This is a genomic window from Limnohabitans sp. 103DPR2 (genome assembly GCF_001412575.1).
Classification (GTDB): domain Bacteria; phylum Pseudomonadota; class Gammaproteobacteria; order Burkholderiales; family Burkholderiaceae_C; genus Limnohabitans_A.
On record NZ_CP011834.1, the window covers coordinates 2,775,731 to 2,797,676 of the forward strand.

General features: G+C 54.5%; 18 protein-coding genes. 3 read left to right on the top strand and 15 right to left on the bottom strand.

Features of this window, described 5'->3' with window-relative positions; genetic code table 11:
- Window positions 1–5 precede the first annotated feature (5 nt).
- The 3 genes from L103DPR2_RS13420 (at window position 6) to L103DPR2_RS13430 (ending at window position 5,599) form a co-directional block, all read left to right on the top strand.
- On the top strand, window positions 6–2,297 hold the full coding sequence (locus L103DPR2_RS13420) for a TonB-dependent siderophore receptor (RefSeq protein ID WP_055361579.1): 2,292 nt from the start codon (window positions 6–8) through the stop codon (window positions 2,295–2,297).
- An 81-nt stretch (window positions 2,298–2,378) separates the two neighbouring features.
- Window positions 2,379–4,259, top strand: a complete 1,881-nt coding sequence (locus tag L103DPR2_RS13425) for an alpha-amylase family glycosyl hydrolase (protein WP_197274883.1) — start codon at window positions 2,379–2,381, stop codon at window positions 4,257–4,259.
- Between the two features lie 26 nt (window positions 4,260–4,285).
- Window positions 4,286–5,599 carry an MFS transporter gene (locus L103DPR2_RS13430; RefSeq protein WP_055361584.1) on the top strand — a complete coding sequence of 438 codons (1,314 nt, stop codon included), beginning with the start codon at window positions 4,286–4,288 and terminating at the stop codon, window positions 5,597–5,599.
- Here L103DPR2_RS13430 and L103DPR2_RS13435 read toward each other — a convergent pair.
- The 15 genes from L103DPR2_RS13435 to L103DPR2_RS13505 are packed head-to-tail and all read right to left on the bottom strand — an operon-like array spanning window position 5,596 to window position 21,834.
- Window positions 5,596–6,924 (bottom strand): FAD-dependent oxidoreductase, encoded by a 1,329-nt coding sequence (locus L103DPR2_RS13435; protein WP_055361586.1) that lies wholly within the window; start codon window positions 6,922–6,924, stop codon window positions 5,596–5,598. The genes L103DPR2_RS13430 and L103DPR2_RS13435 overlap by 4 nt on opposite strands.
- A complete protein-coding gene (locus tag L103DPR2_RS13440; protein ID WP_055361588.1) occupies window positions 6,921–7,808 on the bottom strand; it encodes an isocitrate lyase/PEP mutase family protein in 888 nt (295 codons plus the stop codon). Before L103DPR2_RS13440 ends, L103DPR2_RS13435 begins: the two co-directional genes overlap by 4 nt.
- Window positions 7,805–9,181, bottom strand: coding sequence for an FAD-dependent oxidoreductase (locus L103DPR2_RS13445; protein ID WP_055361590.1), 1,377 nt, complete (start codon window positions 9,179–9,181; stop codon window positions 7,805–7,807). The genes L103DPR2_RS13440 and L103DPR2_RS13445 overlap by 4 nt, the downstream gene beginning before the upstream one ends.
- Window positions 9,178–9,792, bottom strand: a complete 615-nt coding sequence (locus tag L103DPR2_RS13450; RefSeq protein ID WP_055362063.1) for a cysteine hydrolase family protein — start codon at window positions 9,790–9,792, stop codon at window positions 9,178–9,180. Before L103DPR2_RS13450 ends, L103DPR2_RS13445 begins: the two co-directional genes overlap by 4 nt.
- Before the next feature lie 34 nt (window positions 9,793–9,826).
- The gene (locus L103DPR2_RS13455) at window positions 9,827–11,875 is read right to left on the bottom strand and encodes a hydantoinase/oxoprolinase family protein (protein WP_055361591.1); all 2,049 of its coding nucleotides are present in this window, start codon (window positions 11,873–11,875) and stop codon (window positions 9,827–9,829) included.
- Window positions 11,872–13,560 carry a hydantoinase B/oxoprolinase family protein gene (locus tag L103DPR2_RS13460; RefSeq protein WP_055361593.1) on the bottom strand — a complete coding sequence of 563 codons (1,689 nt, stop codon included), beginning with the start codon at window positions 13,558–13,560 and terminating at the stop codon, window positions 11,872–11,874. The genes L103DPR2_RS13455 and L103DPR2_RS13460 overlap by 4 nt, the downstream gene beginning before the upstream one ends.
- Before the next feature lie 25 nt (window positions 13,561–13,585).
- The gene (locus L103DPR2_RS13465; protein ID WP_055361595.1) at window positions 13,586–14,125 is read right to left on the bottom strand and encodes a LeuD/DmdB family oxidoreductase small subunit; all 540 of its coding nucleotides are present in this window, start codon (window positions 14,123–14,125) and stop codon (window positions 13,586–13,588) included.
- Window positions 14,122–15,432 (bottom strand): 3-isopropylmalate dehydratase large subunit, encoded by a 1,311-nt coding sequence (locus L103DPR2_RS13470; RefSeq protein WP_055361597.1) that lies wholly within the window; start codon window positions 15,430–15,432, stop codon window positions 14,122–14,124. The genes L103DPR2_RS13465 and L103DPR2_RS13470 overlap by 4 nt, the downstream gene beginning before the upstream one ends.
- The gene (locus tag L103DPR2_RS13475; protein WP_055361599.1) at window positions 15,429–16,397 is read right to left on the bottom strand and encodes a tripartite tricarboxylate transporter substrate binding protein; all 969 of its coding nucleotides are present in this window, start codon (window positions 16,395–16,397) and stop codon (window positions 15,429–15,431) included. The genes L103DPR2_RS13470 and L103DPR2_RS13475 overlap by 4 nt, the downstream gene beginning before the upstream one ends.
- 13 nt (window positions 16,398–16,410) lie before the next feature.
- Window positions 16,411–17,121, bottom strand: a complete 711-nt coding sequence (locus L103DPR2_RS13480) for an ABC transporter ATP-binding protein (RefSeq protein ID WP_055361601.1) — start codon at window positions 17,119–17,121, stop codon at window positions 16,411–16,413.
- The gene (locus tag L103DPR2_RS13485) at window positions 17,118–17,879 is read right to left on the bottom strand and encodes an ABC transporter ATP-binding protein (RefSeq protein ID WP_055361603.1); all 762 of its coding nucleotides are present in this window, start codon (window positions 17,877–17,879) and stop codon (window positions 17,118–17,120) included. Before L103DPR2_RS13485 ends, L103DPR2_RS13480 begins: the two co-directional genes overlap by 4 nt.
- Window positions 17,872–18,840, bottom strand: a complete 969-nt coding sequence (locus tag L103DPR2_RS13490; protein WP_055361605.1) for a branched-chain amino acid ABC transporter permease — start codon at window positions 18,838–18,840, stop codon at window positions 17,872–17,874. Before L103DPR2_RS13490 ends, L103DPR2_RS13485 begins: the two co-directional genes overlap by 8 nt.
- A gap of 10 nt (window positions 18,841–18,850) precedes the next feature.
- Complete coding sequence (locus tag L103DPR2_RS13495) at window positions 18,851–19,735, bottom strand: branched-chain amino acid ABC transporter permease (protein ID WP_055362064.1); 885 nt, start codon at window positions 19,733–19,735, stop codon at window positions 18,851–18,853.
- Window positions 19,736–19,780: 45 nt separating this feature from the next.
- Window positions 19,781–20,983, bottom strand: coding sequence for an ABC transporter substrate-binding protein (locus tag L103DPR2_RS13500; protein ID WP_055361607.1), 1,203 nt, complete (start codon window positions 20,981–20,983; stop codon window positions 19,781–19,783).
- A gap of 41 nt (window positions 20,984–21,024) precedes the next feature.
- A complete protein-coding gene (locus L103DPR2_RS13505; RefSeq protein ID WP_055361609.1) occupies window positions 21,025–21,834 on the bottom strand; it encodes a GntR family transcriptional regulator in 810 nt (269 codons plus the stop codon).
- Between the last annotated feature and the right edge of the window lie 112 nt (window positions 21,835–21,946).

The following is a 21,946-nucleotide window of genomic DNA, read 5'->3' on the forward strand; positions in this document are numbered from 1 at the left end:
TTTCAATGTCCAAACGAATGAATGCAATCGTTCCCAATGCAGTTGCATTGGCCTGCGCCTTAACAGTTGCCCACATGGGCAGCGCATGGGCGCAAACAGCGCCTAACAACGACACTTTGAAGTTGGACGAATTGGTGGTGACTGGCACCGCTTCTGGCGCCAGCAAAATGAAGCAATCCAATTCCATTTCAACCGTGGGTGTGGATCAAATTTTGCAAGCACAGCCCACCAACTCTTCTGACATTCTGCGCACCATTCCTGGTGTTCGCGCTGAATCCAGCGGCGGCGGCGGTAACGCCAACGTTACCGTTCGTGGCTTGCCCATCTCTGCAGGTGGCGCACGCTATGTGCAATTCCAAGAAGACGGTCTGCCCGTTTTGCTGTTCGGCGATGTGGCCTTCGCGACACCCGACATGTTCTTGCGCGCCGATGGCAGCCTGGAGCGTTTGGAAGTGGTTCGTGGTGGCTCTGCCTCCACATTGGGCACCAACGCACCTGGCGGCATCATCAACTTCATCTCCAAAACAGGTGAAGAACCAGGCGGCTCTATGGGTGTGACCACCGGTTTGGGCTACGACGAAAAGCGTTTCGACTTTGACTACAGCGGCAAATTGGGCGAGAAGACTCGCTTCTTCGTGGGCGGTTACGCCAACATGGGCCAAGGTCCCCGCAATGCATCTGCCAACGGCGTGCAAGGTCACCAGATCAAAGCCAACATCACACAAGACGTTGACAATGGTTTTGTTCGCTTGAACTTCAAAACATTGGACGACAAGTCGCCTTTGTTCATGCCCGCACCCGTCAGCATCAAGAACGGCGTGTTGAGCGAGTTGCCTGGCATTGACCCCCGCAAAGCGACTTTCTACTCACCTTACTGGGTGCAAGATGCCACGCTGTCTAAGAACAACACCCTCGTGAACTCCAACGTGAACGATGGTTTGCGCGTGAAGAGCGATTCATTCGGTGTTGAAACCGAATTGAAATTGGCAGGTGGCTGGAAATTGAGCGAAAAGTTCCGCACTTCAGAAAACAGCGGCCGCTTCATCAGCATCTTCCCTGGCGACGATGTGGCCAACGCTGCATCTGGCAGCAAGTACGCAACTGGCCCCAAGAAAGGCCAAGCCTACACAGGCAAGTCTTTCACAGCGACCGTGTTCAACACGTCCATGGATGACATGGGTTCAACCACCAACGACGTTAAATTGAGCAAAACATTTGCGCAAGCCGATGGTTCCAAGATCACCACCACAGCTGGTTTGTTTGTGAACGTGCAAAAAGTTGCACTGACATGGAACTTCAACCAGTACTTGATGGAAGCCACAGACAACAACCCCGCGTTGTTGGCCAATTCCAAAACCAATTCTTATGGCGCCATTGATTTGGGCACCAACGTTTGGGGCGGTTGCTGCACACGTGCCATCGATGGCACCTACCGTACAACATCTCCCTACGCTGTTTTGGGTTGGGAAAAAGGTGCTTTGAGCTTGGACGGTAGCTTGCGCGCCGACCAACAAGTGGCCACAGGTTCTTACAACCAAGCTTCGAACAACCAGTTCAAGCCAGAGAACACACAAGCCATCAACTACACCAAGAACTTCAATTCTTATTCATTCGGTGGTAACTACCAGTTGGACAAAGACACTGCCTTGTTCGCACGTGTCAGCAAAGGTGCGGCCTTCAATGCAGACCGCATCATGTTCGATCCTAAGAAAATGCCTTTGGACGGTTCAGGTGTGGTGCCCATCAACGAAGTTAAACAAGTTGAAGGTGGCGTGAAATTGCGCAACGGCAACTTGAGCACATTCGTGACCTTGTTCAACGCTAAAACTGACGAGAGCAACTACGACGCAACCACACAAAAGAGCACATCCAACAAATACGATGCCTCCGGTGTGGAAGTGGAAGCCGGTTACAAAATGGGCGCGTTCCGTATCAACGGTGGCGTGACCGTGACCGATGCCAAAATTGTGGCCACCGGTTTGACACCTAACCGTCAAGCCAAAGTGGTTTACCAATTGAGCCCCTCTTATGTTTTGGGTGACGCCACAATCGGTGCCGCCATCGTTGGAACTTCTAGCTCGAAAGATGCTCAAGGTTCTGGCTATGACGTGACATTGCCTGCCTACACAGTGATCAATGCATTTGCCAACTTCAACATTGGCAAAAACGCAGTGGCATCATTGGGTGTGAACAACTTGACCAATGTTTTGGGCTACACAGAGAGCAACGACGGCCGCATGGCTGCACGTGCCATCAATGGTCGCTCCATCAAAGCAGGTCTGAAGTACAACTTCTAATCTGAGGTTTGGGCTGCCGACTTCGGTCGGCAGCCTTTTTTTTGGTTTTTTATGTCCCTTACACTGTCCCCGATGCCCACCATGTCAAGCTCAGTCTCTGTGCCAAAAGCTTCAGCTTGGCGCGTGGCATTGATGAATGCATCGCCAGATCGTGCAGACGAATTGGCAAAGCGTATTGCCCAACAACTTCCCATCCTTCAAAACCGTTTAAGTCGCACCTACGGCGAAGGGAATCAAGTCGAAGAACTGACCGAGCAATTGCTAGCAGCAGCAGTCGATATCGCACGGAAACGCTCCCAAGCACTTTGGGATTTGGATTTATCACGTCAATCACAGCCGCATTGGCACCAAAAAGGTGCTGTGGGTTACACCGCTTACGTGGATCACTTTGCAGGTAATCTGCGAGGTGTGGTGGATCGCATTGATTACTTGAAGTCACTGGGTGTGACTTACTTGCACCTGCTGCCTTTTTTCAAAGCAGCGGAAGGCCCCAACGATGGTGGCTTTGCAGTGGCCAACTTCGAAGTTGTTGAGCCGCGCTTGGGCACGCAGGCCGATCTGCAATTGTTAACGCAAGCCCTGCGAGCAGCAGGCATCAGTTTGTGCAGCGACTTTGTTTTGAACCATGTGGCACACGACCACGAATGGGCCGTCGAAGCGCGCAATGGCAATCCAGAATTTCAGAATTTTTTCTGCATGGCGCACAGCCAAGCAGAGGTCGATGGCTGGGAAAAAAACCTGCCTCAAATTTTTCCTGACACAGCGCCAGGCAATTTCACCTACCAGCCCAGTTTGAAAGCTTGGGTCTGGACCACTTTCTACCCTTACCAATGGGATTTGAACTACGCCAATCCCAAAGTGTTTTTTGAAGTGGTCAGCGCCATGATGCGCGTGGCCAACATGGGGGTTGAGGCATTCCGCTTGGACTCCACGGGCTTCTTGTGGAAACGCGAAGGCACCAACTGTCAAAACCAACCGGAAGTGCATTGGCTTTTGCAGGCCATGCGCGCGCTGATGGAAATTGCCTGCCCAGGCGTGCTCTTGAAGGCCGAGGCCATCATGCCCACGCATCAGCTGCCACCCTATTTCGGCTTGGGCGAAACGCCCGGACCCGAGTGTCACTTGGCGTATCACTCCAGCATGATGGCCGCCAGTTGGGTGGCCCTGGCAGAAGAGAATGTCAGCATTCTTCAAGCCGTCATGCAAAACACACCCGCCGTACCCCAAGGCAGTTCTTGGTTGACTTATGTGCGATGCCACGACGACATCGGCTGGAACGTCTTGCGTCCCGAAGCGCAAGCACTGGGTGATACCCACTATCAACGACTGCTAAACGCTTCGCATTTCTTTGCAGGCATTGCGCCTGGCAGTTATGCGCAAGGGGCGTCATTTCAAACCACCGACTTGCAAACTGCACACGGCACCAATGGCATGGCCTCTGCGCTGGTAGGCATGTACTCGGCCTCAACGCCTGCCGATTCCCAGCTCGCACTGGATCGCTTGCTCTTATTGCAAAGCTTGTCTTATTTCACCGGTGGCTTACCGCTTCTGTACATGGGCGATGAATTGGGCATGGGCAACACCTCCGCAGAGGTGCTTGCAGCCCGTCAAGGCCCAGATGGCCGCGAGTTGCACCGCCCCAATTGGCAAGAGGCCCTGGCGCAATTGCGCAAGCAAGAGGGCTCGGTTCAACACCGCATCTTCTCCAAGCTGCAGGCCTTTGCGCAACTGCGAAAGTCACTGACAGCCTTTCATGGTGATGTACCGGTCAATGCCATTGAGTCGAAACATCCCACCGTATTGGCATTGCAACGCGGTGCAGAATTGAAGGGCTTCTTCAATTTCTCACGCCTACCTGTTGATCAAGATGTAGGCAATGGTCAAACCCTTGCGATAAAACCCTACGGCTTTGTTTGGCTGCAAAGCAGTTCCAGCGCCACACTTCGCACATTGATTGACTGACTCGTTTGTCATTGATTGGACAACCCATGAACTTGCTGAAACCACACCTGTCGCTCTGGCAAATCTTGCAAATGAATTTTGGGTTCTTCGGAATTCAATACAGCTTTGGCTTGCAACAAGCCAACATGAGTCCCATCTATCAGTACTTGGGCGCAGATGAAGCCAGCTTGCCTTACCTGTGGCTGGCAGGGCCAATGACAGGTTTGTTGATCCAGCCTTTGATTGGCGCCATGAGCGATCGAACGCTGAGCAAATGGGGACGCCGAACACCTTACTTTTTGATTGGGGCGTTGCTGTGCAGCATTTGTTTGTTGGTCATGCCATTCAGCCCTGCACTCTGGTTTGCCGCCAGTCTGCTTTGGATTTTGGACGCTGCCAATAACGTCACGATGGAGCCTTACCGCGCTTACGTCAGCGATCGACTCAACAAAGATCAACATGCATTGGGATTTTTAACGCAAAGTGCTTTCACGGGTCTGGCGCAAACATTTGCCTACCTCACGCCTACGCTGCTGTTCTTGATGGGCATTGACAAAGACGCCGTCAACAGCAGCAACATCCCGCATCTCACCGTCATTGCGTTCATGATTGGCGCTGTGTTCTCCATCAGCACGGTGGCATGGTCCGTGAAATCAACCCCCGAATTGCCCCTGACGGAGGAGGAGATTGCGCACATCAAGTCGCAAAAGACAGGCATCCAAGCAACGCTGGCTGAAATTGTGGATGCGATTCGCAACATGCCAAGCACCATGCGCCAACTTTGGTGGATGAAGCTGTTTCAGTGGTACGCCATGATGTGCTACTGGATTTACATCGTGCCTGCTCTGGCCTTGTCGATCTTTGGCACCCGCGACCCCAATACCAGTGCCTTCAGAGATGCCAGTTTGTTGAATGGCCAAATTGGTGGTTTCTACAATTTCGTGGCCTTCATTGCTGCGTTTGCATTGATGCCCTTGATTCGCAAATGGGGCCCTAAATACATTCATGCCTTGTGCCTCAGCTTGGCAGGCATCAGCATGATGCTCTTGCCCTCGGTGCAACAAACTTGGCTGCTGTTTGTGCCCATGGTGGGTGTTGGCTTGGCTTGGGCCAGCATCATGGGCAACCCCTACATTTTGCTGGCCGGTAGCATTCCCAAAGAGCGGGCGGGTGTTTACATGGGCATCTTCAACATGTTCATCGTGTTGCCCATGATTTTCCAAATGATCACCTTGCCCTTCATCTACACACATTGGCTGGACAGCAACCCAACGAATGTCATTGTTTTTGCTGGTGTTTTGCTGTGCATTGCGGCTTTGTTAACGCTTCGAATTCAAGAAGCAGCCGTAAAAAATTCCTAAGCGGCTTTGAAGGAGAAAGGCATCATTGGCAGGCTGCTAGGGCGGCCTGCCATTTTGTCGGCCAACAAATCGGCCGATCCGGCAGCCAAGGTTAGCCCCAGGGTGCCATGCCCGATGTTGGCATACACGTTTTCGCAAACAGTTTGATCAACGATCGGACGCCCCGATGGTGTTGCAGGGCGCAGACCCGCCCAAGTTTGCACTTTGCTGTAGTCCCCTGCCTCTGGAAAATTGTCTTGTGATTGCTTGATCAAAGCCGCAATGCGAGGGGCCTCGATGTCGCGGTTTTCACGTCCCAAATCAACCATGCCAGCCACCCGCAAGCGATGTCCGAGTTTGGCAAACACAATTTTGTGATGGCTGTCTGTGATGGACACTGAGGGCGCAATGCCATGTTCACAATCGAGCGTGATAGAGAAACCTTTGAGCCCTAACAAGGGTGCGCGGGTGCCGAATTTTTGAAGCAACTCGCGGCTGCTGAGACCCGCAGCGACCACAAAAAAATCTGCTTTGAATTCTTCAACTTGCGCAGACGCATCCCCATCGTCTAGCGCAGCGCTTTGTGATTTGAGTTTCAATGCCACGCAGCGTTGACCTTCGATCACAGCATCTGTGATGCGTGTGTCGTAACGCAACTCACCGCCGCGGGACACTATCAAGCGCTCCAAGAACATGCACAGGCCGTGGCTGTCGACCACATCTTCCGAAGGTGTGTAAATGCCGCCCACCAACTTGCTTTGCATGGCCGCTAACGCAGGTTCTTTGTCAACACATTCAGCTGCTGAAAGTACATACTGCTCGCAGCCCACGTCCAAACTGCGTTGATAGTCCACTTGAGCGCTGGCCGTGGCCAAGGCTGCTGGATCGCGAAACACCACCAACTTGCCATTGGTACGGTAATCCAAACCTGCTGAGGCGGCCCAACTGGCGGGTACATCGGCCAACCACTCTCGCAAGATGCGACGAGACAAATAACCCAGACCCAGCAAATCGCGGGTGGTTTGATGGGCGCGGACCGTTGTGCAATGCGAAGCAAAACTCAAACCCCAGCGCAAAAACTCAGGCGACAAAGAGGGATGAATTCGCAAGGGGCCATCTTTTTTCAGCAACCACTTGGGTAAGTTGCTGAGCGCAGAAGGTTCGGCCAAGGGGGCCACATAGCTGTAAGAAAGTTGGGCACCATTGGCATAGCTGGTGACCAGGCCAGGTGCAGCGCTTTCTTCAATCACACTGACTTGCCAACCGTCTTGCATCAAGCGCCAAGCCGTGGACAAGCCCACAATGCCAGCACCGATGACACAGACGTGTTTAGTTTGCGGATTCATGACTTGCCATCGTACTGTTTTCCGTGTGCCAATAATTCCGGTGTGCCAATCACTTGATTCAGGTCATCAAAATTGAGCATCTGATCGCGCCAAGGCGTGGTGGTTTGGTGCGCATGCAAACTGCCGTAGTAGCCCTGCAAAGTATGGGCTACTGCGCGTGCCGTACCACCCGGAAAAATCACAATTCTGAAACCACGCTCACCCAATTCATGGGCGCTTTGAATGGGTGTTTGGCCGCCTTCCACCATGTTGGCCAGCAATGGAATGCGTTGCGCAAATTGGGCACAAGCCTGGTCCATTTGCTCGGGGGTGCGCAAAGCTTCAATGAACAATGCATCGACACCGCAAGCCAAATAGGCTTCTGCTCGTTCGAGCGCAGCCTCTAAACCTTCCACGGCCAATGCATCCGTGCGCGCCAAAATCAAGGTATTGCTGCTGTGACGTGCGTCCAGTGCTGCTTTCAACTTGCCTTGCATCTCTGACACAGGCACCACACCCTTGCCATCCAAATGACCACAGCGCTTGGGAAAGGTTTGATCTTCAATTTGAATCATTGCAGCACCCGCACGTTCAAAATCTCGCACAGTGCGCTGCGTGTTGAGGGCATTGCCAAAACCCGTATCAGCGTCCACGATCACGGGCACGCGAATGCGATCGGTGATATGCGCCAAAGTTTGTGCCACTTCGGTTGCCGTGGTGAGCCCAATGTCTGAGCGACCCAAGCGGGTGTAAGCGATGGACGCACCCGACAAATACAAGGCTTCAAAACCAGCTTGCTCTGCAATCAACGCACTGAAGGCATCATAGACACCCGGGGCCAACAAAGCCTTTTGTTGCGTCAGTCTTTGGGCCAAGTTGGCAGGGTGGGTGGCTTTGGAAGTCATCTTGTTTTCTCCGAAATGGTTTGTGCAACGGCAAGTGCCGCAATGTGGCCACCTGCAATGGCACTGAGCAGGCCGTTGCCTGATAAATAGCCCCACACCTCAGCGCCAGAAACGCCCCGTGCGGCACCACCGGCAGCATACAAATTGGGCAATGGCTCGCCATGGGGTTTCAGCACTTGGCACTGTCCATTGATGTTCAAGCCACCCTGTGTGTGAAACAAGGCACCGGTGACTTTGATGGCATGAAAGGGGGCTTCTAAGGCGCGCTTGAAAGTGCGGCCCCAAGCATCTTTTGCATTGTTTGGATTCACAGCAGACAAGGTGTTTGCTAGGGTCTCAACAGGGCACCCCACAATGGCCGCCAAAGACGCGACATCGGCAGCCGACTTCACTGCACCGGCCGCTTGCGCTGCCACAAAATCTGGAAAGTCTTGCGCAAAACGCAGCAGCTGGTTGTCGAATACATTCCATGCGACACCCTCCGGCTGATTCAAAACTTGAACAGCCGCTTCTGAGTAGCCTTGGGTCTCATCGTGAAAACGCTGACCCAAGGCGTTGATCTGCACGCCGCCCTCCATCATCAGGGCCCACGAAATGAGACTGCCTTGCGGAATGGCCCACGAGCCATGGCCTTGGTAGGCCCCCATGTCGGCCAAGGCAGCGCCCAACTGCAAGCCCCAGGCAACGGCACTCCCGTCGTTGCCCACGTGGCCGGCATACTGCGCATCTTTCATGGCGGGCAAGTGTTGCTTCACCATGTCGGCATTGCCGCCAAAACCGTTGCAAGCCAAGATGACGGCGTCGCAATTTAAGTTGCTGGTCGCGCCATCCGGTTGTGAATAGCTGAGGCTGTTGATGCGGCCCGTGTCATCGGCATGCAGCGCCGTCACTTGCGCCTGCGTTAACACGACCACACCGGCCGCATCGGCGGCTGCGCGCAAACGGGTCATCAAACCTTCGCCCGTTTTTTCAGGGACAGCATGCATGCGGTGCACGCTGTGACCAGGGTACAAAAACTGGTCCAGCAATTGCCATGGGATGTGATGATGTTTTTCTAAATCATCCATCGCAGTGCCTATGGCCTCGCTGTAGGCCTTGACCAAAACAGGCGCGGCTTGGCCATGTGCTTTGTGTTGAATGTCTTGAGCAAACAATTCAGGCGAGTCTTCAACTTTGGCAGCTTTTTGCACACGAGTTGCGGGTGCAGGCACAAAACCTGAGGACAAGGCGGTCGATCCAGCCGGTACCGCGTCGCGCTCTAGCACCACACATTCAATGCCTTGTCGGTGCAAAGCCAATGCCGCTGTCAGGCCGCAGGCACCTGCTCCCACAATGGCCACAGGTGTGTGGATGGTTTCTTCCACGACGCTCATGCCAGGCTACTGACAAATTCACGGCAAGTTGTGACTTTGCCAATCGAGGCCAAGTCGGCCAATGAAGCTTGGTGCAAAGCATCGCTGAACGCGGCGCAAGCATCGCTCAACACCACCACGTTGTAATCGCGCAAGTGGGCGTCGCGTGCGGTACTGGCCACACCGCCGTTGGTCACAATGCCGCACACCACCACGGTTTCAATACCGGCTTTGCGCAACACCCAATCGAGTTGGGTGTTGAAAAATGCCGAGTAGGCCACTTTGCAAACCACCAAGTCCACGCAATCTTGAAGTTCTGGCACATTGGCTTGACCCACACTGCCAGGTGCAAAGTCGCCTTTGCGCAAGAAGGGTCGCTTTTCCAGCAAATGAGGTGACACCATCGGTTCACCTTTGGCATCGGGCCACAAGGTAAATTGGCTGGCCGCCACATAGCCCCCCTGAGCCTTCAAGGCTTTAGCAACAGGTGCAACACGGGCAGGCAACAACAAGGCTTCTGCACTGACGGTATTGCCACGCGCATAAGCGCCTTGGGGCGACAAAAAGTCGTTTTGCAAATCCACAATGATCAAGGCTGTGCGTGCCGCTGCGATTTTTGAGTGCTGGGTCATGACAAAACTTTCTTCATGGAAGCGTGCGCTGAATTCAAACTTGTGCGGTGACCAGCAGATTGCCCATGTCATCCACTTTGGCTTCAAAGCCTGGCTCCAACCACACGGTGGTGTCGGCCTGTTCCAAAATGGCCGGGCCATTTACCTTGGCGCCAATCGGCAATTCCAAACGGGCATAGCGCTGGGCATCCCACCACTGTCCTTGGTGATACACGCGCTGCACACCCAAAGGCTGCGTGCTACCGGCACCCACAGGCGCTAACACTGACAAGTCAAATTTGGGGCGACGGCCAATGCGGGCATAGCGCAAGTTCATGACGCGAATCACGGGGCCTTCAAGCACACGGCCAAAGGCGTTTTGATACGCTTCAGTGAACGCTTGGCGCAAACCCTCGGCTGACAACTGCGAACGTTGCACGTTCACTTGCAGTGTGTGGGTTTGGCCGGTAAACAGCATGTCGAGCGCAATGTTTTCATCTACCGCGACAAAGCGCACCCCCGCAGAATCAAGGCGAGCTTGGCAAGCCTCTGCCAATTGGTCGATGCGCGCCAGCACCTCTGTGAAGTTCACATCACTCAAAGCTTGGTTCAAAGTTTGCACGGCGTCATGGCGCATGTCGGCCATCACACAACCCAAGGCTGAAGTCACGCCGGGGTAACGTGGCACGATACCGGTGGCCACGCCCACTTCTCGCATCATGGCGCACACATGCAAGCCACCACCGCCACCAAAGGGCATATAAGCAAATTGACGGGGGTCGTGACCTTTTTCAATCGACACCACGCGCACAGCACCGGCCATCTTGGCATTGGCAACCGTCAAAATGGCTTCGGCTGCTTCCAAAGTGCTGAGACCCAAAGGCTCTGCCACATGCTTTTGAATGGCCTGCTCCGACAGGTCCGCACGCAAGGCTTGCAACAAGCCACCACCCAAAGGACGGTCGGCAGCGATGCGGCCCAAGAACACATTGGCATCGGTCACGGTAGGCCGTGTGTTGCCACGGTCGTAGCAAGCCGGGCCTGGCACACTGCCGGCCGACTCGGGACCTACTTGCAACATGCCACTGGCATCTACAGAAGCAATGGAGCCACCGCCTGCGCCAATGGTTTCAATTTGAATCATGGGGGAGCGCACCACCAAGCCAAACTCAATGGACGTCTGCGCTGCCAAGGCTGCCTCGCCTTGCGCCACCAAGGACACATCAAACGAAGTGCCACCCATGTCGCCGGTCATCACATTGGGGTAACCGGCTGCGCGCGCAATGGCCGCACAGGCCATGACACCTGCTGCAGGGCCTGACAAGGCTGTGCGAACCGGAACATCACACGCAGTTTGACGCGACATCACGCCGCCATTGCTTTGCACAATCAGCAATTCGCCTTCAAAGCCTTGACCGCGCAAATCAGATTCCAAACGCGTCAAATAACTGCCCACCACGGGCTGTAAAGCCGCATTCAAGGTGGCTGTAGAGCAGCGCTCAAACTCGCGAATTTCGGGCAAGACTTCGCTGGCCGCGGTCACGTGAGGGTTGGGCCACATGGCGCGCACGGCCGCCACGGCGGCTTGTTCATTGGCCATGTTGGCATAGGCATTGATGAAGAATACGCACACCGCTTCGCAACCAGCGTCCAGCAAAGCTTGCGCTTGGGCTTTCACTTGATCGATGTCGACAGGCGTGTGGATTTGACCATCGGCCAACACGCGCTCGTCCACTTCCAAACGCAAAGCACGTGGGACGATGGGCGTGAAGCTGCCGCGCAAACCCCAAGTTTGAGGCCGATCACGGCGTCGCATTTCCAACACATCACGGAAACCGCGTGTGGTGATGATGCCGGTGCGGGCTACTTTGCGCTCTAACAATGCATTGGTGCCCACGGTGGTGCCATGCACAATGCTGGCCACACCTGACGCAGAACCATCTTCTGAAATTTTCTGAATGCCATTCATGAAACCACGCGCTTCTTCGCCGCGTGTTGAAGGCACTTTCACAATGCGTGCGGTTCCGGTTTGCTCATCGAGCACAAACAAATCGGTGAACGTACCGCCCACGTCCACACCGACCACCCAGCGTTTCTGGCTCATGATTTTTCCTTTGAAACGTAGGCTTCTTCAATGTCTTTGGCGCGCGCTTCGGCGCTGCGATCGCTAGGCTTGCCCCAACCGCCGCCACCGGGTGTTTGCAAACGCACGCGCTCGCCTTTCTTCAAACGAATCCCCAACATCTTGGAGACCATGGGCGGCGTTTTCCACACGCCCTCATTTTCGTACTCAAACACATTGGGCAAGGCAGGCTGTCCACCCGCAATGCCTTTGGGCGAGGCTTTACCACGTTCACCAAAAATAAAGGCTTCTGCCGATTCTTCCAGCAGTTCAATTTCGTAGACGGCACCCAAGCCACCTCGGTGTTGCCCATCGCCACCGGAGTTGGCACGCAAGGCCCATTGCGTAAAGCGCACAGGGTAAGCCGCTTCCAAAATTTCCAAAGGCGGAATGGTGGCTGTCGAAATGGGTGCATTGCTGTGCGACAAACCATCGGCATCTGAATGACCGCCATGGCCGCCGCCAAAGAAACTGAACATCACCCAGCGTTGGCCTTTGCGTTTTTCATCGGTGCGGTGGCCCGCAATCGACAACGCATTGATGGTGCCGTAAGCGTGTGCCACAGCACGTTTGGGATCGGCCAGTGCTGTGGCACTGAAGATCACATCGATCATGCGCAAGATGGTTTCGGTGTAACCACCCACGGGACGTGGACGCTCTGCACTGATCACCAAGCGATCGGGAATGATGAAATCGACGGCATCAAGCACACCCGCATTGGCGGGTACATCCGGAAATACGTGCTTCAAGGCCACATAACAAGCCGCTACGGCAGTCGCTTTGGAAATGTTCACAGGGCCGGCACACTGCGCAGACGTGCGAGAAAAATCCAAGGTCAAACGATCACCCTTGACAGTCATGTCCAAGGCAATGGTGAGTGGTGTGTCGACCACACCGTCGTTGTCCAGCAGGTCTTCGAAGCTGTAGCAACCGTCGGGCAAGCTGGCAATGTGCGAGCGCATCAAGCGCACTGCGCGTGAGCGCAACTCCACCATGGCTTGCGCCACTTTGGCGTCGCCATATTCATCGAGCAAACCATTCAAGCGCTTGGCACCCAACTCCAGCGCTGCGAGTTGACCATTCAGGTCGCCCCAGAGGCTGTCGGGCAAACGGGTGTTGGCGCGCAGAATGGCCAATACATCTTCATCCAACACACCAGCCCGCAAAATGCGAACGGGCGGAATTTGCACCGCCTCTTGCCAGCACTCGGTGGCTGCAGGGTTGTAGTTGCCCGGTACAGCGCCGCCCACATCGTGCCAATGCGCCGCTGAAGCCAAGAAGCAAAACAATTGGCCATTTCGGAAAAACGGACGAACCAATTTGAAGTCATTGGCGTGGGTGCCACCTTCATACGGATCGTTGAACAACCAAATGTCGCCGTCTTGCATGCCACCGCGCGTGGCAGCAGCTTTGGCCGCAGCGCGCACTGCAAAGGCCATCGCCCCCACAAACACGGGCAGGCCAGATTTGCCTTGAACCAGTGTGTCGCCAGACACGCCATCATAAATACCGTGACACGCATCATGCGCTTCCGCAATGATAGGGTTGAAGGCGCTGCGGTACAACGTGGCGTCCATCTCGTCGGCCACTTGTTCTAAACGACCTTTCAATACCGCCAAGGTGACGGGATCAAGGGCCGTTGAATTGGAAAGCTTTCGCTCACTCATTGGATTTCCATTCATTGCGAAAAATTCAGGAGGACAGATGGGCGCTCAATGGCGGCTGAGACTTCAAGGTCATGCGCTGTTTCAACACATTGACCAAGCCGCCCGCCTTCACCATGTCCATCAAAAAGGAAGGCACAGGCGCACAAGCCAACAAGCGCCCTGAAGAGGTCAGTACTTGAGGTGTTGTGCCTTCGTAGGTCAATTGCACGTGTTCGTTTTCTTGCAAACTGTCGGCCTCTGGGCATGTCAACAGCAAGAGACCTAAGTTGAAAGCGTTTCTGAAAAACAAGCCACTGTAAGAAGGGGCAATGACGGCCGCAAGACCCAAGTATTTCAATGCGCCTGCCGCTTGTTCTCTGGAAGAGCCAATGCCGAAGTTGGGACCGGCCACCAAAACATCGCCAGGTTTCACTTCATTTGCAAAATCTGTGCGGTGCACTTCCAAGCAATGGGCGGCAATCACCTCAATGCCGTGCTTCATGTAGGCACCTGGCGCCAAGGCATCGGTGTCGATGTTGGCACCCACGCGCCAAACCTTGTGGCTTGTGATGGCGTTTTGGCTCATGACAACACCTCGCGCACATCAGAGATGTGACCCGTCACTGCCGCAGCAGCCACAGTCCAAGGCGAGGCCAAATACACTTGCACACTGGCGGGACCCATGCGACCTTGAAAGTTACGCGCCGTACTGGAAATGACCGTGGCACCTTCCTGAAACGTACCGCCGTAGCCTGCACAGGCACCGCAGGCATTGGGGAGCACACTGGCGCCCGCATCGGTCAAAATTTGCATCACACCTTCGCGTGCTGCTTGCGCTTGATCACGGGCACTGGCGGGGGCGACCAGCAATTGAACACCAGCCGCAACTTTGCGGCCTTTCAAGACTTCAGCGGCGGCACGCAAATCGGCCAACTTGGCGCCAGTGCAGGCGCCGATGTAAGCCACTGTGGGTTTAATGTTGGCAAATGCGGCCACTGGCTTCGTGTTTTCTGGACTGTGCGGCGCGGCCACCTGAGGGCTGAGTTGCGACGCATCAAACTCAAAACGCTGACAGTCGGCATCTTCATCGGTTTGAAAAAAATGACTGGCCTCCAACTGTGCATCTGTCACGCCCACCGACTTCAAGTAGTTTGTGGTCACGTCATCGGCTGCTATCAGGCCCACTTGCGCGCCCATTTCTGCGCTCATGTTGGAAAGGGTCATGCGCTCTTGCATGCCCAAACCTCGCACCGTATCACCGGCAAACTCTACCGCCTGGTAGTTGCCACCGTTCATACCAAACTTGCCAATCATGTGCAGCATCATGTCTTTGGCACAGACGCCTTTTTGCAAAGCACCTGACCACACCATGCGCAGCGTTTGCGGTACTTGCACCCAGATTTCGCCGGTGGCCACCACGCCCAACATTTCGGTTGCACCGATGCCAAACATGTAAGTGCCAAAGGCGCCGCCAGTTGGTGAATGCGAATCGCCGCCCACACAAAAGTAACCAGGTTTCAAATGACCACGCTCTGGCAACACCACATGGCAGATGCCTTCAGAGTCAATCACGTGGGGCAGTTGCCATTCTTTGGCCACGTCACGTGTGACTTGAACAATTTTTTGCGAGTCTGCATCTTGGGCGGGCACATAGTGGTCCAGCACCAAGACCACTTTGTTGCGGTCCCAAATTTGCGCACCGATGTCGGTCAGCATCGGCTTGAGGCGACGAGGCCCAGATGAATCGTGGAACATGGCCAAATCCACTTGGCACGTCAGCACCTCACCCACACTGACCTGTTCACGACCTGCTGCGCGCGCAATCAACTTTTGCGCCAAAGTGGCGCCAGTCGGCTTGGCAATCAAGCTGGTAGAAATGTTGGCAGCACTCATTCTGGTTTAGCTCCAGAGTACTGCACCACTGAACGCCAGCGCACAATTTCGGCTTCAACAAATTTGGAGAATTCTTGCGGGCTGTTGCCTGCGGGAATGGCGCCTTCAGATTCAATGCGACGCTTCACGTCGGGTGTTTGAATCGCCACGCGTGCTGCATCGCTCAAACGCTTGGCCAAGTCGGGGTTCATGCGACCTGGTGCAAACAAACCAAACCATGCACTCGACTCATAGCCTGGCAGTGTTTCGCCAATGGCCTGCACATCGGGGAAGGCTGGCAAGCGCTTGGGGCTGGTCACACCCAACGCACGCAACTTGCCCGCCTTGATGTGCGCTTGCGCGTTACCGACGGCCGCAAACATCAATTCCACTTGCCCCGCCAACACATCTTGAACCGCAGGGGCTGTACCGCGATAAGGAATGTTGACAATGAAGACCCCTGCTTTCATTTTGAACGAGTCCCCTGCCAAGTGAAGAGATGAGCCCAGCGCGCCAATGGCAAAGTTCAGCTGCCCTGGTTTTTCTTTGGCCAACTTCACCAAGTCCGCCACATTTTTCACAGGCAAAGAGGGATGTGCCACCAGCACGGAAGGCGAAGTGGAGACCATGGTCAAAGGTGTGAAGTCTTTGATGGGGTCAAAGGGCAAGCTGGGATAGAGTGACGCATTGATGGCGTGGCTGGTGAAACTCATCAACAAGGTATTGCCATCTGGTGCCGCTTTTGCCACCATGTCTGCGGCCAAGTTACCGCCTGCGCCCGGTTTGTTTTCGACCACCACCACGCGGCCCAATTGTTGTCCCATCGCCTGCGCCAAAGTGCGTGCCATGGTGTCGGTAGTGCCGCCTGCAGGTGCGCCCACCAAGATGCGAATGGGTGCCGTAGCAGAGGTTTGCGCATGGGCACTGCCCAAGACCACAGCGCACGCCAACACACAGAATTTCAGTTTCAAGAAAAATTTTTTCATGGGAAAGTCCTGCTCACATGCCCAAGTAGGCTTGTCGCAAGGTGTCACTGGCCAACAACTCTGCGGGCTTGCCGCTGAAACGGATCGCACCGTTTTCCATCACATAAGCACGGTCTGCAATCTCGAGCGACTGCCCCACGTTTTGCTCCACCAGCAGCACAGCCAAGCCATTGGCTTTGAGTTGGCCAATCAAGGTGAACATTTCTTCTACCAACAAAGGTGAAAGACCCAAGGATGGCTCGTCCAAAATCAAGAGTTGGGGCTCGGCCATCAAGCCACGACCAATGGCCAACATTTGTTGCTCGCCACCGCTCAAGGTGCCAGCCAGTTGTTTCACTCGTTCACGCAAGCGTGGAAAGATGCCAAAGATTTTTTCCAAGTTGGCGTCACGTCTTTCACGGCCGCGGGTGAAGGCCCCCAAAGACAAGTTTTCCAAAACGCTTAAGTTGGGAAATACTTTGCGTCCTTCTGGCACATGAATCAAACCAGCTTGCACCACTTTACGAGCATGCCAACCTGTGATGTCTTGGCCTTCAAAGTTCACGTGTCCGCTGCGCGCTTTGACCAAGCCACTCAGCACGCCATTCAAAGTGGTCTTACCCGCCCCATTGCTGCCCAGCAAGGCAACCGTTTCGCCGGCATTCACCGTCAGGTCAACGCCTCGCAACACCTCAACCGCACCATAGCCAGCGCGCAGCTGTGACACGTTCAAAATTTCGCTCATGCTGACACCTCCGCTTGGCGCAGGCGTGCTGCCGTACCGTGTCCCAAATAGGCTTCAATCACTTGCGGATGGCGTGTCACTTCGGCGGGCGAGCCTTCGGCAATCAATTGCCCTTGCGCCAACACCCACACATGCTCAGCCAAACTCATGACGGCTTGCATCACGTGTTCAATCATCAGCACAGTCACACCCGATGCTGCAATGGCGCGCACCACGGGAATCATTTCTGCAATTTCTTGGGGGTTCAAACCCGCCAACACTTCATCGAGCAGCAACAATTGTGGCGCTGTGGCTAAGGCACGTGCCAGCTCCAGGCGTTTGCGTCCCGCCACTGTCAAATCACTGGCCAGCTTGTCGAGTTGATCGGCCAAGCCAACACGCTGCGCCACTTGCTCTGCGGTTGCCAAAGCGTGCTCGCGAGATGCCGTGTGCAAATGCGCGCCGACTGCAATGTTTTCTCGCACTGTTTGTGCGGCAAAGGGTTGCACAATTTGGAAGGTGCGCGTCATGCCCAATTTGGCATTCAAGTGCGGCGCTTGACCCGTAACGTCCTGCCCCTTGAAAATCACACGACCCGTGTCCGGCGTTAAAAAGCCTGACAGCAAAGCAAACAAGGTGGTTTTACCGGCACCGTTGGGGCCGATCAAGGCCGTCAACGAGCCTTGAGGCACTTGCAGGCTGACGTTTTGAACCGCCTTCAAGCCACCAAAGGAGCGGCTCACGCCCTGCACTTCTAACAAGGCATTTGGCTTAGTCATGACGTCTCCAAGACTTGGGCAAGTAGTCGCTCAAACCGGCAATGCCGCGCGGTAAGAACATCACAATCACAATCAACACCGCGCCGTAGATCACCATGTTGATGCCAGGCATCTGGCCAAACAAGTTGCGCGTCATATCGGCCAGCACATGCAAAACCACTGCACCTAAAACAGGCCCCCACAAGGTGCCCATACCGCCCACAATGGCACCCACCAAAGCCTCGACAGATGTGTGCGAGCCAAAGCCAATGCCGGGATCGATGTACTGAAACACTTGAACATAAAAAGCACCCGCTGAGCCCATCAAAGCACCAGAGATCACAGTGGCCCATGTTTTGACATGAAAGGGGTTGACCCCCACAGCCCGCGCTGCATCTTCGTTGTCGCGCACAGCCTGCAAATAAGCACCGAACCTGGCGTTGCGCAAATAGGCGGTGACGCACAAAGCCAAAGTGACCAAACCCAAAATCAACCAAACATAACCGGCGCGCGAACCGAATTGCATGTTGGTCCAAGACTCTTTCAAGGGCAACATCAAACCAACACCTGCGCCCGTGAAAGGCACCGACAGTGACACGATGCGAAAGACTTCAGCAAAAGCCAAGGTGATCAAGGCAAAGTAAGAGCCCTTCAAGCCATACCTGAAAGACAGTGCGCCAACCCAGGCGCCCACCAAACCTGCAGCCAACATGGCACAAGGCAAAGCCAACCAAGGGTTCCACCCCCAACTCATTTGTGCAATGGCTTGAAAGTAGGCGCCCGTACCAAAAAACAAAGCGTGACCAAATGAAAACTGTCCGCCAAAGCCACCCAGCACATTCCAAGCTTGGGCAATCAAACAAGCAAAAAGCGCCATCATCACAAAGTTCAGCGTGACCCCCGATTCAGTCAACACAGGGATCACCGCCACCAGCGCTACAAACAGGGCAATGCTCAACAAGTCTTTGAACAATTGATTCATGGTGTCAACCTCATGTCTTCGCCCCAAACAGACCTTGAGGTCGCAACAACAACACGGCGATGAAGATCACAAAAATACCGACCTGCCCCAAGGACTCGCCCAAGAACAAACCGCCAAAAGACTCCACCACACCAATCAGCAGCCCGCCCAACAAGGCGCCCGCAAAACTGCCCATGCCACCCAACACCACCACCGTAAAGGCCACCAACACAAAGCCGTTGCCGACTTGGGGGTTGACGTAATAAGCGGGCAACAAGAAGCATGCAGCGGCGCCCAAACAGGCCAAGCCCAAACCAAAGCACATGGCATAGACGTGTTCCACATCAATGCCCATCAAACGTGCGCCTTGTTTTTCTTTGGCCACAGCACGTATGGCACGGCCTAAATCCGTGCGCTGCAAAATCACGATCAGCAATGCAGACACCACCAGCGCACCTGCAAAGGCCACCAATTTAGGCAAGGACACCATCACCTGCACAGCCTCCGGCCCAATGGCCACTGTGCTCAAGGTGTAGGCCGTGTCGATGGTGCGCGTGTCTGATTTGAAAAACAACAAGGCCAAGTTTTCCATCACGATGGACAAACCCAAAGTCACCAGCAAGATGTTTTCATCTTTGCCGTGACTGGCCCGGTTGATGATCAAACGCTGCATGCCATAGCCCAGCACAAACATGGCAGGCACCATGAAAGGCAAAGCCACATAAGGGTCCACACCCCACCTTTCTTTGAGCGCATACACGCCATACAGCGCCATCATGAGCGAGGCCCCGTGCGCAAAGTTAATGATGTGCAGCACACCATAGATCAAGGTCAACCCCAGCGCAATCAAAGCATAGACTGCGCCGGTGGTTAAACCGTTGAGCAAAGCGGACAGCAAAATGCTGGCGTCAAACATCATCGTGACCCATTCAAATTAAGGTTCAAGGCGTGGGCTCAAGGCTTATGCCTTCAAAGGAAAGATCGGTTCCACTTCGCGGTAGTCACGAGGCACGATCACCTTGATGTCACCCTTAACCACTTGCGTCATCAAAGGTTGCGCACCCATGTTCTGGCCGTTCACAAACTGTGTCGCGCCGTAGGGCATGATGTGATTGGAGAAAGTGCTCTTGCTCAAAGCATCGATGATGGCCGCACGGTCTGTTGACTTGGCGCGCTCAATGGCATCAGCCAGCAAAGTCATGGCGGTGTAGGTCATGAACACCTCGTAGCTGAAGAACTGACCTTGCGCTTCCACACGTTTTTTCAATTCCAAAGAACGCTTGTCGCGGGGGTTGAACCAGTGGTTGCAATCGATGATGCCGTTGGCGGCTTCTGGGAATTCTTTGACAAACTTGTAGCTGGAAGCTGCGCCGCCCAAGACCGAGTAAATGGCTTTGGGTGTGATTTTTTGCTGCTGCATCGTGCGAACCAACAAAGCGTACTCGTTGTAGTAGTTGGCAGGAATCACGATGTCAGGGTTGACTTGCTTGATGCGCAAGGCAATGTTGTTGAAGTCGCGCGTGGGGTTGGCGTGCTTGATCACTTCTTTCACGTCGTAGCCGTAGCCAGGCAATTCTTTAGACAACAAGTTGGCGGTACCTGTGCCAAACAAAGACTCTTCGTGAATGATCATCACGCTGCGAGCTGGTTTGCCAGCGGCTGTGTTGAGCACGTGCAAATTGGCCACAGCCACTTCCGCACATTTTTTGTAACCAGGACCGAAGCGGAAGGTGTTTTTCAAACCACGTTCCACAATTTGATCGGCCACACCGACGTCCACCACGTGGGGCAAGTTGTACTTGGCCGCTGCTTGCGTTGTCGCCAAACAAATGGCCGATGCAAAGGCACCCACCACAGCGCTCACGCCAGCTTCGTTCATCTTTTCAATTTCAGCAGTACCGGCTTGTGGGCTCGATTGGGCATCCCCCAACACCGCTTCAATTTTGGCGCCGCCCAATGACTTGATGCCGCCCGCTTTGTTGATGTCTTCAATGGCCATCAGTGCGCCCAAACGGCACTGCTGTCCTGAATACGCCAGAGCACCTGTGACAGGATGCAACACACCCACTTTGACTGTCTTGGCTTGCGCGCCAGCAATCAAAGGGAAGGACATGACAGAAGCCGCTGCAGCGGTCTGGCTCATAAAGTGACGACGTGTGGTCATGGGAAGCTCCTTTAAAAGGTCAAGGGAAAATCAAGGGACGGTCAATGAAAATTCGCCGACAGCTCTTTGTCCACCCAAATTTGGGCGTCAATGCTGCCAACACGGGACAACTGCATTTGGTATTCGTAACGGTCGGGCCGGTACAAGCCCAGCAACCACTGAACAGGTTTGTCTTGCTGGTCGTAAATCAAACGGCGCACGGACAACAAGGCGGATCCTACCGGCACATCCAAGTGGCGCGCCATGTCGGCATCGGCCAGGCGCGCAGAAATGGTTTGCTCTGCGCGGCCCACTTTGACGCCCGCCTCTTCCAGCAAGATCAAAATGGGTTTTTGCGCCAATTCACGCTGACCAAAACCTTGGGCAATCTCAGAAGGTACCCAGGTGGTCATGTGCGACAACGGCCCTTCTCGCGTGCTTCGAACCCGCTCGGCTTTTTGCACCCAGTCTGTGGCTGAAAGTTTGAGTTTGTCTTGGATTTCTTTTGGCGCCAGCAAGGTTTGCACGGACAACACCTTCACGGAGGTGCGCAAACCCATGGTGACCAGGTTTTCCAGCAATCCCGTCAAGCGAGCTTGTTGAGCGCCCTGACCTGATACATCACCACCGAGTTTGGAGGCACTGACTTCATTGCGTTTCACGGGACGCGTGCCGCGACCTGGTTCACGTTTGATGAGTCCTTCTTCAGCCATCTGCTGAAGCGCACGACGCACCGTGACGCGTGCCACAGAAAACTGCTTCATCAGCGCTAACTCGCCAGGCAAACCCTCGTCGAATTTGCCTTCTTGCAATTGCTCGCACAACACCAGATAAATCTGGTGGTACTTGGGCAATGGCAGGTTTTGGTTCATGGGCGATATGTTTCATTACTCCTAATGACCTGTCAATAGGACATTTGTTAGGACAAATGCGCAGTTTCTCCAATGAATGTGTGGCAGTAGAAGTCATTGAGGTCATTCAATC